Origin of the sequence: Pseudomonas sp. NFIX28 (assembly GCF_900107395.1) — a bacterium.
Classification (GTDB): Bacteria; Pseudomonadota; Gammaproteobacteria; order Pseudomonadales; family Pseudomonadaceae; genus Aquipseudomonas.
On record NZ_FNPW01000002.1, the window covers coordinates 56,834 to 69,616 of the forward strand.

13 protein-coding genes are annotated in these 12,783 nt (G+C 64.0%); 2 read left to right on the forward strand and 11 right to left on the reverse strand.

Annotated features, from left to right (window positions below; all coding sequences use genetic code 11):
- Positions 1 to 7: 7 nt before the first annotated feature.
- Positions 8 to 601, reverse strand: a complete 594-nt coding sequence (locus BLV20_RS03650) for a hypothetical protein (RefSeq protein WP_092297164.1) — start codon at positions 599 to 601, stop codon at positions 8 to 10.
- On the reverse strand, positions 567 to 1,307 hold the full coding sequence (locus BLV20_RS03655) for an SURF1 family protein (RefSeq protein ID WP_092297167.1): 741 nt from the start codon (positions 1,305 to 1,307) through the stop codon (positions 567 to 569). Before BLV20_RS03655 ends, BLV20_RS03650 begins: the two co-directional genes overlap by 35 nt.
- Before the next feature lie 69 nt (positions 1,308 to 1,376).
- Between BLV20_RS03655 and BLV20_RS03660 the strand changes: the two genes are divergently transcribed.
- A complete protein-coding gene (locus tag BLV20_RS03660; protein ID WP_092297170.1) occupies positions 1,377 to 1,580 on the forward strand; it encodes a twin transmembrane helix small protein in 204 nt (67 codons plus the stop codon).
- Between the two features lie 9 nt (positions 1,581 to 1,589).
- Here the strand turns inward: BLV20_RS03660 and BLV20_RS03665 are convergent, their stop codons facing one another.
- The 4 genes from BLV20_RS03665 to coxB form a co-directional block, all read right to left on the reverse strand.
- Positions 1,590 to 2,477, reverse strand: a complete 888-nt coding sequence (locus BLV20_RS03665; RefSeq protein ID WP_092297173.1) for a cytochrome c oxidase subunit 3 — start codon at positions 2,475 to 2,477, stop codon at positions 1,590 to 1,592.
- A 34-nt stretch (positions 2,478 to 2,511) separates the two neighbouring features.
- Positions 2,512 to 3,066, reverse strand: a complete 555-nt coding sequence (locus BLV20_RS03670) for a cytochrome c oxidase assembly protein (RefSeq protein WP_092297176.1) — start codon at positions 3,064 to 3,066, stop codon at positions 2,512 to 2,514.
- 124 nt (positions 3,067 to 3,190) lie between these two features.
- Entirely contained in the window at positions 3,191 to 4,792 is a 1,602-nt protein-coding gene (ctaD, locus tag BLV20_RS03675; RefSeq protein WP_092297179.1) for a cytochrome c oxidase subunit I, read from the reverse strand.
- Between the two features lie 94 nt (positions 4,793 to 4,886).
- Entirely contained in the window at positions 4,887 to 6,014 is a 1,128-nt protein-coding gene (gene coxB / locus BLV20_RS03680; protein WP_092297182.1) for a cytochrome c oxidase subunit II, read from the reverse strand.
- Positions 6,015 to 6,386: 372 nt separating this feature from the next.
- Between coxB and BLV20_RS03685 the strand changes: the two genes are divergently transcribed.
- Entirely contained in the window at positions 6,387 to 7,037 is a 651-nt protein-coding gene (locus tag BLV20_RS03685) for a hypothetical protein (protein WP_092297185.1), read from the forward strand.
- Positions 7,038 to 7,500: 463 nt separating this feature from the next.
- Here BLV20_RS03685 and BLV20_RS03690 read toward each other — a convergent pair whose 3' ends face one another.
- The 5 genes from BLV20_RS03690 to BLV20_RS03705 form a co-directional block, all read right to left on the reverse strand.
- On the reverse strand, positions 7,501 to 9,057 hold the full coding sequence (locus tag BLV20_RS03690; protein WP_092297188.1) for a SulP family inorganic anion transporter: 1,557 nt from the start codon (positions 9,055 to 9,057) through the stop codon (positions 7,501 to 7,503).
- Positions 9,058 to 9,147: 90 nt separating this feature from the next.
- The gene (locus tag BLV20_RS03695; protein WP_092297191.1) at positions 9,148 to 9,882 is read right to left on the reverse strand and encodes a carbonic anhydrase; all 735 of its coding nucleotides are present in this window, start codon (positions 9,880 to 9,882) and stop codon (positions 9,148 to 9,150) included.
- Positions 9,879 to 10,151 carry a hypothetical protein gene (locus BLV20_RS30840; RefSeq protein WP_139192677.1) on the reverse strand — a complete coding sequence of 91 codons (273 nt, stop codon included), beginning with the start codon at positions 10,149 to 10,151 and terminating at the stop codon, positions 9,879 to 9,881. Before BLV20_RS30840 ends, BLV20_RS03695 begins: the two co-directional genes overlap by 4 nt.
- A gap of 29 nt (positions 10,152 to 10,180) precedes the next feature.
- A complete protein-coding gene (locus BLV20_RS03700) occupies positions 10,181 to 11,239 on the reverse strand; it encodes a PA0069 family radical SAM protein (RefSeq protein WP_092297194.1) in 1,059 nt (352 codons plus the stop codon).
- Between the two features lie 208 nt (positions 11,240 to 11,447).
- The gene (locus BLV20_RS03705; RefSeq protein WP_092297197.1) at positions 11,448 to 12,773 is read right to left on the reverse strand and encodes a cytochrome c; all 1,326 of its coding nucleotides are present in this window, start codon (positions 12,771 to 12,773) and stop codon (positions 11,448 to 11,450) included.
- Positions 12,774 to 12,783 lie beyond the last annotated feature (10 nt).

Consider the following 12,783-nt stretch of genomic DNA (forward strand, 5'->3'; position numbering starts at 1 on the left):
GATGCCCTTATCCGATGTTCGACAGTTTCAGCAGATGGCGCAGGTCGTTGAGCAGGTCCTTGCCCTTGACCCGGGCGTCGTAGCGCAAAACCAGGTTGCCGTGCGGGTCGACGATCCACAGCTGCGGCGCGCCCTGTTCGCTGGCGCCCTTGGCGTAGGCCGGCAGGTCCAGCGGGTAGCGTTGCAGTTGCGGGTATTCGCGCTGCAGCTTGGCCTGGTAATCGTCGGCCAGCGGCTGGGCGGCGGCCAGGGCGTGGCTGGCCCGCGAGGCGTCGCGGCCCAGGGAGATCTGGATCTGCCGCGCCAGGTACACCAGTTGCTGGCAATCCGCGGCGCAATCCCGTGGGGCGGTGACCAGGATCTGCCAGCGCGTCTCGTCGGCCTGGACCCCGATGTCGGCGCGGCTCTGGCCGTTGCCGATCAGCTCGCCGTGGTAGCTGCGGCTTTCCGGTACCCAGAACTGCAGCTTGTACATGCCGGTGGCGAGGATCATCGGGCCGATCACCATGGCCACGATCAGCAACAGCTGCCAGCGCCCGCGACGTCGGTTGCGCGGCGCCTGGGCCTCAGAAATGTTGGGTGGATTCATGGCCGCTCCCATGGTTTTTCTCCCTTGCGTTATGCCATCCGAAATAGAGGTACAAAGCGCACAGGGCCAGCGCCAGGGCGAACCACTGCACGGCGTAGCCCAGATGTTTTTCCGGCCCCATGGCCACCACCGGCCACTCGGTCATGTAGGCGCCCGGGCCACGCTCCTGGCGCAGCTCATAGGCAAAGCCGCTGCGGCCCAGCTCACTCCAGAGCCTGGCCGGATCGACCGTCGTCACCAGCCGCGGCCACTGGGCATTCAGTGGGTCGGCATGCAGTTGAAAGGTCGCGCCGGGGGCGACATAGACCCAGGCATCAAGGCTCAACGACTGTTCCGGAGTGCTGAACGCCACAGGCGTGCGCCGGTCCGGCCAGGGCAGCCAGCCACGGTTGAGCAGCAGCCATTGACCGCTGGCCTGGTCGAGAAAGGGTTGCAGCAGCTCGACCCCGACCTTGCCGTCGTGCAGGCGGTTATCCAGCAGCAGGCTGTGGGCGGCATCGAAGCGGCCGTGCAACCGCACCCGGCGAAAAGCCGGATCGGTCGCGACCCGCAGCTCATCCACGGTCAAAGGCTCGGCCACCCGCCGTTCGGCGTAGCTGGCCAGCAATTCGCGCTTCTGTTCGCCCCGGCCCAGTTGCCAGCAGCCGAGCGCCACCAGCACCGGCAGCAACGCCAGCACCACCAGGGTCGGCAGCACGCCCGGGCGAAAGCCGTTCATGCCAGGGCCCGAAAGTGGCGAGATCGACTGGCTATACTCAAGCGCATCGCGTTTCTCCCGGAGCCCACCATGCTTAAAGCGGCCATCGTCCTGTTGCTGATCGCCACGCTTGCCAGCCTGTTCAGTGGCCTGTTCTTCCTGGTCAAGGACGACAGCAGCTCCCATCGCCTGCTCCGTTCGCTAACCGTTCGTGTGTGCCTGGCCGCGCTCACCGTCGGCTTGATCGCCTGGGGTTTCTTCAGCGGCCAGCTGGTGTCCCGCGCGCCCTGGTAACCAGGCGGTTCAGAGCACGTAGACGAAGACAAACAAGCCGATCCACACCACATCGACGAAGTGCCAATACCAACTGGCCGCCTCGAAGCCGAACTGATGCTCGGCGTCGAAGTGGCCCTTCATGATGCGCATCAGCATCACGAACAGAATCAGCGTGCCGATGGTCACGTGGGCACCGTGGAACCCGGTGAGCATGAAGAACGTGGCGCCGTAGATGCCCGATCCCAGGGTCAGCCCCAGTTCCTGGTAGGCGTGCAGGTATTCCTCGGCCTGGAAACCGAGGAAGGCACAGCCCAGCAACACGGTGATCGCCAGCCAGAGCTTCAGCGCGCCGCGGTGGCCTTTCTTCAGGGCGTGGTGGGCGATGGTCACGGTGACACTGGAACTCACCAGCAGCACGGTGTTGAGCAACGGCAAGCCCCAGGGGCTGATGACGTCCTTGGGCGGCGGGAACAGCTTGGAATCGGGGTTGTTGAGCAACGGCCAGACATACTCGAAACTCGGCCAGAGCATGTGCGCGATGCCCTTGCTGCCTTCGCCGCCCAGCGCCGGGCCGGACACCTGGCGCACGTAGAACAGCGCGCCGAAGAAGGCGATGAAAAACATCACTTCGGAAAAGATGAACCAGCTCATGCCCCAGCGGAATGAGCGATCGAGCTGGGCGCTGTACAGGCCGGCGCGGCTTTCCTTGATCACCGCGCCGAACCAGCCGAACAGCATGTAGGCCAGCAACAGGCTGCCGATGAAGAAAATCAGCGGGCCATGGGATTCCGCGCGCTCGGCCTTGAGGTCGTTGAACCAGGTGGCCAGGCCGAACACGGTAACGAACATGCCCACCGTGGCGATGATCGGCCACTTGCTCTGGGCGGGAACGTAATAATGCTCATGAGTTGCCATTTATTGTTCTCCTTATCGGGCACGCTTGAACGTCTTAGCCGCCGGTGCGGGTGCTCACCGCCACCGGTGGATGACGCGCGGTGATATCGAACAGCGTGTAAGCCAGCGTCAGGTGCTTCACATCCTTGGGCATGTCGCGGTCAACGATGAAACGTACCGGCATCTCGATCTGCTGACCGGGCTGCAGCACTTGCTGGGTAAAGCAGAAGCATTCGGTCTTGTGGAAATACATCGCGGCGCTGCTTGGCGAAATGCTCGGGACCGCCTGGGCGCTCATCGGCCGATCGCTGGGGTTGCGCGCGATGAAGATCATCTCGTTCACCGCGCCGGGATGAACCACGATGTCGTCGGCCTTGGGATAGAAATCCCAGACCATGTCGATCGCGTTGGTCGACAGGAACTGCACCCGCACCTGGCGCGAGGCATCCACCTGCTGCTCGCCGGAATACTGCCCGCCGGTCTTGCCGTTGATGCCCAGCGCCTTGCACATCACGTCGTAGATCGGCACCAGGGCAAAACCGAAGACGAACATCGCCGTCACCACCAGCAGCAGGCGGGTGACCAGTTTCTTCATCGAAATTTCGGCCATGCCGGCAACCTCCCTGCAGGGGCGAACCTGCTCGCGAAAAAGTCGCCGCCGATAACCCGCGCTGGCTGGCGGATCGCCGCTGCGCGGCTATCGCGCACGCGCTCGCTCGCGCAGCGACAGCTGTTCATTTCACTTCCGGCGGCGTGGTGAAGGTGTGGTACGGCGCGGGCGACGGCACGCTCCACTCCAGCCCTTCGGCACCGTCCCAGGGCTTGGCCGGCGCGGGCTCGCCGCCACGGATGCACTTGATGACGATGAACAGGAAGAAGATCTGCGTCGCGCCGAAGGTGAACGCGCCGATGGACGACACCATGTTGAAATCGGCGAACTGCAGGTTGTAGTCCGGGATCCGCCGTGGCATCCCCGCCAGGCCGACGAAGTGCATCGGGAAGAACGCCAGGTTCATGCCGACGAAAGACAGCCAGAAGTGCAGCTTGCCCAGGGTTTCGTCGTACATGTGCCCGGTCCACTTCGGCAGCCAGTAATAGGCCGAGGCGAAGATGCCGAAGATCGCTCCCGGCACCAACACATAGTGGAAGTGCGCGACCACGAAGTAGGTGTCCTGGTACTGGAAGTCCGCCGGCGCGATCGCCAGCATCAGCCCGGAAAAACCACCGATGGTGAACAGGATCACGAAGGCCACGGCAAACAGCATTGGCGTCTCGAAGGTCAGCGAGCCTTGCCACATGGTGCTGACCCAGTTGAAGACCTTGACCCCGGTCGGCACCGCGATAAGCATCGTGGCGTACATGAAGAACAGCTCGCCCACCAGCGGAATGCCGACCACGAACATGTGGTGCGCCCAGACGATGAACGACAGGAAGGCAATACTCGCGGTGGCGTAGACCATCGAGGTGTAGCCGAACAGCGGCTTGCGCGAGAAGGCCGGGATGATCGCGCTGACGGCGCCGAAGGCCGGCAGGATCATGATGTACACCTCGGGGTGGCCGAAGAACCAGAACACATGCTGGAACAGCACCGGGTCGCCGCCGCCGGCGGCGCTGAAGAAGCTGGTGCCGAAGTGGATGTCCATCAGCATCATGGTCACGCAGCCGGCCAGCACCGGCATCACCGCGATCAGCAAGAACGCGGTGATCAGCCAGGTCCAGACGAACAGCGGCATCTTCATCAGGGTCATGCCAGGGGCGCGCAGGTTGAGGATGGTGGCGATCACGTTGATCGCGCCCATGATCGAGCTGATGCCCATCAGGTGGATGGCGAAGATAAAGAAGGTCACGCTTTCCGGCGCGTAGGTGGTGGACAGCGGGGCGTAGAAGGTCCAGCCGAAATTGGGCCCGCCGCCCGGCATGAACAGGGTCGAGACCAGCATCAGGAAGGCCGCCGGCAGCAGCCAGAAACTGAAGTTGTTCATCCGCGGCAAGGCCATGTCCGGCGCGCCGACCATCAGCGGGATCATCCAGTTGGCCAGGCCGACGAAGGCCGGCATCACCGCGCCGAAGACCATCACCAGGCCGTGCATGGTGGTCATCTGGTTGAAGAATTCCGGCTGCACGATCTGCAGGCCGGGCTGGAACAGCTCGGCGCGGATCACCATGGCGAACGAGCCGCCGAGCAGGAACATGGAGAAGGCGAACCACAGGTACAGGGTGCCGATGTCCTTGTGGTTGGTGGTCAGCACCCAGCGCATCAGGCCCTTGGCGGGACCGTGGGCGTGGTCGTGATCGCCAACGATTGCATGACCCTGTTCATCGCTCACAGCGTTCATGGCCTGTCTCCTGCGAAGGTGTGGGTTGAACGACGGGCTGGGCGGGCGAGGCGACTGGCCCCCGACCGGTTTCGAAAACACGCGACAGGCCGGCTCATTTGCTTTCCGCCTGTTTCAGAGCCAGGACTTCCTTGGGCGTCACCATGTCGCCCTTGTTGTTGCCCCAGGCGTTGCGTTCGTAGGTAACCACCGCCGCCAGGTCGACTTCCGACAACTGCTTGCCAAAGGCCGCCATGGCGGTGCCGGGCTTGCCGTGGAAGACGATGTTCAGGTGGTCCGCCACCGGCCCGGTGGCGATCTTCGAGCCCTTGAGCGCCGGGAACATCGGCGGCAGGCCCTGGCCTTCGGCCTGGTGACAGGACACGCAGGCGGTGTGGTAGACCTTGTCGCCACGGGCCACCAGCTCTTCGAGGGTCCATTCCTTGCTGGTCAGCTCCTTGAGCTTGAGGGCTTCGGCCTTACGCTCGCCCAGCCAGGTGTCGTAGTCGGCCTGGGTCTTGACGTCGACCACGATCGGCATGAAGCCGTGGTCCTTGCCGCACAGTTCGGCGCACTGGCCGCGATACAGGCCGGGCTTGTCGACGCGGGTCCAGGCTTCGTTGACGAAACCGGGGATCGCGTCGCGCTTGACCGCGAAGGCCGGGACCCACCAGGAATGGATGACGTCGGCGGAAGTCACCAGAAAGCGCACCTTGGCGCCGATCGGCAGCACCAGCGGCTGATCGACTTCCAGCAGGTAATGTTCGCCCTTGGCGCTCTGGTTATGAATCTGTTCGGCGGGAGTGGCCATGTTGCTGAAGAACTCGACGTCCTGGCCCAGGTACTTGTAGTGCCACTTCCACTGATAGCCGGTGATCTGGATGTCCACGTCCGGTTCGCTGGCGTCGTACATCTTGATCAGGGTCGCGGTGGCAGGAACGGCCATGGCCACCAGGATCAGCAGCGGCACCACCGTCCAGAGGATTTCCACCGTCGTGCTTTCATGGAACCGCGCGGCCACCTGGCCGGTGGAGCGGCGGTGCAGGATCATCGACCAGAACATGGCGCCGAAGACGATGACGCCGATCACCACACAGATCCAGAAGATGGTCATGTGCAGGTCGAATACCGCGTGACTTATGTCAGTCGCTCCAGGCGCCATATTCACGGTCCAGGCGCCGTGCGCCTGGCTGAATACTGACCACAACAGGAGGCCCATCCAGACTGGTGGATGTCGCATCATTGCGGGTTCCCCTTATCGTTCTTGTTATCCCGCCGGCTTTCGCCTGCGGCCAAGGGAGCGGCTGCCTAGACTACGAACTTAAACCGCCGAGCCTTGCTGCAGACTGCAGTCGGGCGTCATCAGCTAACTTCATACAGACCCGAGTATAGACAGCGACTTCGACCTCGCAACGCGCTGCCGTAAATCAGCTGAGACAGTTGGCCCCCGGCTTATAGGCCACGGTTGGAAAGGGATGGGCGACGAATGGTGGCGAAGCGATATAACCCAGGCGACTAACCATGAAATAATTATGAGAAATAGGTCTTAAGCGCTTTCGTGAGCAGGCTAACTTATGTCTTCCCTAATTAATTGCCCTTGTTTCCTGGAGTATTCATGAACACCGCCGCATTGCGCGAGCAGATCCAACGAGCCCATCAACACGAGTCCGACACCGGCCAGTTGCGCCGCCAGCTGGAAGTCCAATTGCCCCACCTGCACCCCTCCATCCATCTGCCGGAAGTGGATGCCCAGGGCGTGATGACCCGTTTTGTCGCCGCTTATATCGACCAGGTTCCAGAGCTGCTGGACGCCGCCAACGAAGTCGCGCGCGAAGCCGGCATCGAATCGCAGGTCAAGCCGGTGCTGAAGATCGCCGAACAGTTCTTCCTCCAGCCGCCCGCCATCATGGCCGGCCACGAAGGCCTGGACAGCCTGCTGGACGAGGCCTACCTGGCCCATCGCCTGGTGGAAGAGGTCAACGACCTGTACATCACCCATTTCGGCCAGCCGCTGATCCCGCTGGACACCACGGTCGCCAACCTGATCGCCCACCAGTTGATCGGCGAGACCTTCGCCAACCAGCTGGACGAAGCGGTGCACCACGCGGTCGACACCATGCTCGACGGAGAGAGCTTCGCCCTGGAATCGGTCGAGGCCTACCGGGAAAAACTCAACAGCCCCGACACCGACGCCGCCTGGAAACGCTGGCCCTGCCTGTCGCGCCAGCTGGGCGTGGAACTGGAACTCGACCAACCCGCCGCCTGACCCACAAAGCCGTAGGAGCGAGGCTTGCCCGCGAAAAACCCAACGCGGTCCCCCAGACAGACCGCGGCGCATTCTTCGCACGCAAGCTGTGCTCCTACGGAAGCGGGGTCGGCCGTAGGAGCGAGGCTTGCCCGCGAAGGGCCCAACGCGGTCCACCAGACAGACCGCGGCGCGTTCTTCGCACGCAAGCTGTGCTCCTACGGAAGCGGGGTCGGCCGTAGGAGCGAGGCTTGCCCGCGAAGGGCCCAACGCGGTTCGCCAGACAGACCGCGGCGCGTTCTTCGCACGCAAGCTGTGCTCCTACGGAAGCAAGTCCGGCCGTAGGAGCGAGGCTTGCCCGCGAAGGGCCCAACGCGGTCCCCCAGATAGACCGCGGCGCATTTTTCGCACGCAAGCTGTGCTCCTACGGAAGCAAGTCCGGCCGTAGGAGCGAGGCTTGCCCGCGAAAGGGGGCAGGGTGGATTCAGGCGCGGGCTTGCAGCTTCGAGGCCGGGCTTACGCCCACATTGGTGTGCAAACGCCCCTCCAGGCGGCGCTTCAACCCGCGGGACTCGATCACCAGCTTCGAGCCCTTGGCCGCATTGGCCCGTCCCCATTCTTCGAGCAGTTCCAGGCAGGCATGGTCGATGTAGCCCAGGTTGTTGAGCGGCACATGCACCGTGGTGCCTGGCGCAATGTTGCCCAGTGCCTGGGTCAGGGCCGGCACCTTGAGGAACGTCGCGGCGCCCACCAGGCGCAACTCCATTTCGCCTTCGGCCGGCAGGTCGACCAGGCTGATCTTCAGCCGCGAAGCCCCCCAGGCCAGCTTCACCAGGGTCAGGCCAAAACCGATCAACACGCCGGTCAGCAGGTCGGTGAAGACAATCGCCAGCGCGGTCACGCCGTAGGTCAGCATCGGCATCGGCCCATAGCGGCGCAGCTTGCGGAACGACTTAAGGTCCACCAGCTTGAAGCCGGTATACACCAGCACGCCCGCCAGGCTGGCCACCGGAATGCTTTGCAGCACGCTGGACAGCAACAGCACGAACGCCAGCAGCCACAGGCCGTGGAAGATCGCCGACAGCCGCGTGGTCGCGCCCGCCTGGACGTTGGCCGAACTACGCACGATCACCCCGGTCATCGGCAACGCGCCGAGCAGCCCGCAAAGCATGTTGCCGATACCCTGCGCCGACAGTTCACGGTCGAAATCCGAACGCGTCCCGCTGTGCATGCGATCCACCGCGGCGGCGGACAGCAAGGTTTCCGCACTGGCGATAAAGGCCACGGCAAAGGCCGCGATCAGCAGCGTCGGGTCCGCCAGGTTGAGCAGGTCGGCCGGGCGCAACCAGTCGATCGCCTCGGCGAGGTTTGCCGGCACTTCGACTCGCTTGACCTGCAACGCCAGCACCAGGCTGGCGAAGGTCGCCAGGCCGACGCCCAACAAGGCCCCGGGAATAAAGCGCAGTGAATGCGGGCGCAGTTTTTCCCACAGGAACATCACGGCCATGGTCGACAGGCCAAGCAAGCCGGCCTGCCAGCCAAAGCCGCCGCCCAGGCTCGGCAGGGCCTGCGCCACCGCCTCGGGGAAGCCCGCAAGGTTATCCAGCCCGGAAGCCTGGGGTTTTGCGTCGAGCATGACGTGCACCTGGGAGAGCACGATCAACACCCCGATGCCGGCGAGCATGCCGTAGACCACCGCCGGTGCCGTGACCCGGAACCAGCAGCCCAGGCGCAAACGCCCGGCCACCAGTTGCAGGAAGCCCGCCAGCAGCAGGATCGGCCCGAGCATGGCGATACCGTGCTGGCGCACCAGCTCGAATACCAGCACCGCCAACCCCGCGGCCGGACCGCTGACCTGCAAGGGCGAGCCGGCCAGCCAGCCCACCACCAGGCCACCGATGATCCCGGTGATCAGCCCCTTGGCCGGCGGCATGCCAGAGGCAATGGCGATCCCCATGCACAAGGGCAGGGCCACCAGGAACACCACCACGGAAGCGAGCAGCTCCCGTGGCAAAACAGTTTTTAGTTGTGCAGCACGCATGATGATTCTCCCGAAGCTTTCTTCAGGCGTGGCAAAGCCTGACCGCGCTGATGGCAGTCATGGCTGAACCCCACTGGGTTTTAGGAGGATTTAGAAGCGCGCTTTAGGCGTCGCAACAGGGATCGGATGGCGTCCGTCCAACGGCAGGAAACACCCTTGATCCGCGTCGTAGGCTTTGATTTCGCTGGTCTCGATGTTGTACACCCAGCCATGGATGAACAACTGGCCATTGGCGATGCGCGAGGCCACCGACGGGTGGGTGCGCAAATGCTGCAACTGGGCGATGACGTTTTCTTCGGTCAGCACATGCATGCTGGCGTTCTCGTCGGCGCAATCGCAGTTCTCGTGGACCATGGTCTTGGCCACTTCGGCGTGGCGCAGCCAGGCCTTGACCGTCGGCATCTTTTCCAGGCTCTGCGGGTTGAGCACCGCGCGCATGGCGCCGCAGTCGGAATGGCCGCAAATAATGATGTGGTGCACGCCCAGGGCCATGACCGCGTATTCGATGGCCGTGGACACACCACCGTTCATCTGCCCGTAAGGCGGAACCACGTTACCCACGTTGCGGGTCACGAACAGGTCGCCGGGGGCGCTTTGGGTAATCAGTTCGGGGACGATGCGCGAATCTGCGCAGGCAATGAACATCGCGCGCGGCCGCTGGGCCGTGGCGAGTTTCTTGAACAGTTCTTCCTGCTGCGGGAAGACTTCGTGATGAAAATGCAAAAAGCCGTCAACTATGGTCTGCAACGCTGCATCGGCGCTTTCGGCGACCTCTGTGGGCGCTGAAGCCGACGCAGCCAACGGCTGTTTATCCTTGTCACTCATGATTCATCCTCTTTTTGACGGATCAGTTCCTGTCGAAAAGCAGCTGCACTCGGTGCCGACTTTTCGCTCAGGCCCTTAGGTGAATTTTCCAGTTTTATCCGGCACGACGCCAGCGATTGATTAAAAAACAACCAGACCGCCGAAAGCGACCCATCGGTCACTTGGTGAACAAGGTAGCTTTCCAAACTTAACTCAAACTGAACGGAGCGCTCTAAAACGCCACTATTGGCGATGCCAAAAGGTGACCAGCGTATCGGGGAAAGCGCCACGGCTCTACTCCACCATAGGCCAATACGCCCTACAGCAACGACATCTGCCCGCCCGGCGGACAGAAGGCCGCGCAGTCGAGGTTATAGCCTTCGCGCCGATCAAGCCCCAGGCGTTTGCTGGCCTTGGCGAAACGCTGCGCCAGCAGGGCCGCGAACGGGCCTTCGCCGCGCATCCGCGCACCAAAACGGCTGTCGTACAGTTCACCGCCGCGACACTGGCGGATCAGGCTCAGGACATGGGCCGCCCGCTGCGGATAGTGGGCGTTGAGCCACTCCTCGAACAACGGCGCCACTTCCAGGGGCAGGCGCAGCATCATGTAGGCCGCGCTTTGCGCCCCCGCGGCATGGGCCTCGGCCAGCAGGCTTTCGAGTTCGCTGTCGTTGATCATCGGGATCATCGGCGAACACAGCACCCCCACGGGAATCCCCGCCTCGCGCATCACCCGGATCGCCCGCAACCGCGCCTTGGGCGCCGCCGCCCGGGGCTCGAGGATGCGCTTGAGCTCGTCGTCCAGGGTGGTCTGGCTGATCATCACCGCCACCAGCCGCTGCTCGGCCAGTTCGACCAGCAGGTCGAGGTCGCGCAGGATCAGCGAGCCCTTGGTGACGATCGTCACCGGATGCCGGTAGCGCAGCAGCACCTCCAGGGTCTGGCGGGTCAGCCGGTGCTCGCGCTCGATGGGCTGGTAGGGGTCGGTATTGGAGCCCAAGTTGATCGGCGCGCATTTATAGCCGGGCTTGGACAGCTGCTGTTCGAGCATCGACGCGGCATTGGTCTTGGCGATCAGCTTGGTCTCGAAGTCCAGCCCCGGCGACAGGTCCCAATAGGCGTGGCTGGGCCGCGCATAACAATAGATGCAGCCGTGCTCGCAACCGCGATACGGGTTGATGGAACGGTCGAAGGGCAGGTCCGGCGAGCTGTTGCGGGTGATGATGGATTTCGCCGTCTCAAGACGCACCTCGGTGCCCTGGGTCAGCGGGGCTTCCTGGTACCAGCCGTCGTCGAAGGCCACCGAGCGCTGCGGCGCAAAACGGTTGTGCGGGTTGGTCGCGGTGCCACGGCCGCGTGGGGGCAGGGTGCTGAACATGGGAGGCGCTCCATTACTGTGTTTATATACAGTAATGGAGCGTGGGGAATCTGCCTAGCGCCGCTGGGCTGAAAACGTACCTGAAAACGCGCCTGGCGGCGCGTATCGCGGGCAAGCCTCGCTCCTACGAAGATCGCGGGCAAGTCGGATCGTCGCCGCTCGCTCCTATAACGCCGTAGGAGCGAGGCTTGCCCGCGATAGCGGCATATCAGCCACCGCTGTGCTTCGTCACCTGCCCCAGGTCGTCGTTCGAGGTGCTCTGCAGGTCGCCCTTGCGCAGGCCCGCCACGTCCGCGGCTTTCACCTCCGAGCCCTGGTTGCCCCAGCTGGTGCGGATGAAGTTGACCACATCGGCCACCTCCTGGTCCGACAGGCGCCAGGCGAAGGCCGGCATGGTGAAGGTCGACGGCGCGGTGTGGGTCGCCGGCAGGGTGCCGCCCTTGAGCACGATATGGATCAACGACGTGGCATCGGCGCTTTGCAGCACCGGGTTGCCCGCCAGCGCCGGGAACACCCGGGTATAGCCATGGCCGTCGGTACGGTGGCACGCCGCGCAGTTGTCGATGTACACGGCGGCGCCCGGCTTGCTGTCGTCGCCCTTCCACAACGCCTCGGCCACCGCCTTGTCGTACTGGTGCGGCTGGTCGTCGGCGTCCACCGCCGGCAGCGACTTCAGGTAGCGCGCGATGGCCGTCAGGTCGTCCGCGGACATGTATTGCATGCTGTGCACCACCACGTCGCTCATGCCACCGAACACCGCGCCGCGGTCGCTGCGGCCGGTCTTGAGGAACTGCACCAGTTGCTCTTCGCTCCAGCTGCCGAGGCCGTCCTTGTGGTCGCCGCGCAGGCTCTTGGCGATCCAGCCTTCGAGCGGCGCGCTGCCGGCCAGGAAGCTGCTGCCTTCAGTTGCGCTCAGGGCTTTCTCCTGCATGGTCAGGGCGCGCGGCGTGTGGCAGGCGCCGCAGTGGCCGAGGCCTTCCACCAGATAAGCCCCACGGCTGACCACCGGGTCTTCGCCCGCCTTGGCCTGGCCGCCGCTTTGCAGGGCCGCCACGCTCGGCGCGAACATCCAGCGCCAGCCCGCCAGCGGCCAGCGCATGCTCAGCGGCCAGGGGATGTCGCTGTCGCGATTGTCCTGGGCCACCGGCGCCACGCCTTGCATGAAGTAGGCATACAGCGCCTGCATGTCGGCGTCGCTGACCCGCGCATAGGACGGGTAGGGCATGGCCGGGTACAGGGTGCTGCCGTTCTTGGCCACGCCATGGCGCACGGCCTTGTCGAAGTCGTCGAAGCTGTACTCGCCGATGCCGGTCTTGTCCGGGGTGATGTTGGTCGAATAGATCGTGCCGATCGGGGTTTCCATCGGCAGCCCGCCGGCGAACGGCTTGCCGTCCTTGGCGGTATGGCAGGCCACGCAGTCACCGGCGCGGGCCAGGTATTCGCCTTGCTTGATCAGGGCTTGCCGGTCGGCTTCGGCGGCGCACAGGGAAGCGCTGCCGAGCAGCGCCAGGGTCGCGATAACGAGGGTTTTCATGGTCATCGCT

Excerpts from the sequence above, each read along its gene's own strand:
- BLV20_RS03650 (WP_092297164.1), bottom strand. The coding sequence starts at position 601 with ATGGGAGCGGCCATGAATCCACCCAACATTTCTGAGGCCCAGGCGCCG.
- BLV20_RS03690 (WP_092297188.1), bottom strand. The coding sequence starts at position 9,057 with ATGCGTGCTGCACAACTAAAAACTGTTTTGCCACGGGAGCTGCTCGCT.
- BLV20_RS03685 (WP_092297185.1), top strand. The coding sequence starts at position 6,387 with ATGAACACCGCCGCATTGCGCGAGCAGATCCAACGAGCCCATCAACAC.
- BLV20_RS03655 (WP_092297167.1), bottom strand. The coding sequence starts at position 1,307 with ATGAACGGCTTTCGCCCGGGCGTGCTGCCGACCCTGGTGGTGCTGGCG.
- BLV20_RS03705 (WP_092297197.1), bottom strand. The coding sequence starts at position 12,773 with ATGAAAACCCTCGTTATCGCGACCCTGGCGCTGCTCGGCAGCGCTTCC.
- ctaD (WP_092297179.1), bottom strand. The coding sequence starts at position 4,792 with ATGAACGCTGTGAGCGATGAACAGGGTCATGCAATCGTTGGCGATCAC.
- BLV20_RS03660 (WP_092297170.1), top strand. The coding sequence starts at position 1,377 with ATGCTTAAAGCGGCCATCGTCCTGTTGCTGATCGCCACGCTTGCCAGC.
- BLV20_RS03695 (WP_092297191.1), bottom strand. The coding sequence starts at position 9,882 with ATGAGTGACAAGGATAAACAGCCGTTGGCTGCGTCGGCTTCAGCGCCC.
- coxB (WP_092297182.1), bottom strand. The coding sequence starts at position 6,014 with ATGATGCGACATCCACCAGTCTGGATGGGCCTCCTGTTGTGGTCAGTA.
- BLV20_RS03665 (WP_092297173.1), bottom strand. The coding sequence starts at position 2,477 with ATGGCAACTCATGAGCATTATTACGTTCCCGCCCAGAGCAAGTGGCCG.
- BLV20_RS03700 (WP_092297194.1), bottom strand. The coding sequence starts at position 11,239 with ATGTTCAGCACCCTGCCCCCACGCGGCCGTGGCACCGCGACCAACCCG.
- BLV20_RS03670 (WP_092297176.1), bottom strand. The coding sequence starts at position 3,066 with ATGGCCGAAATTTCGATGAAGAAACTGGTCACCCGCCTGCTGCTGGTG.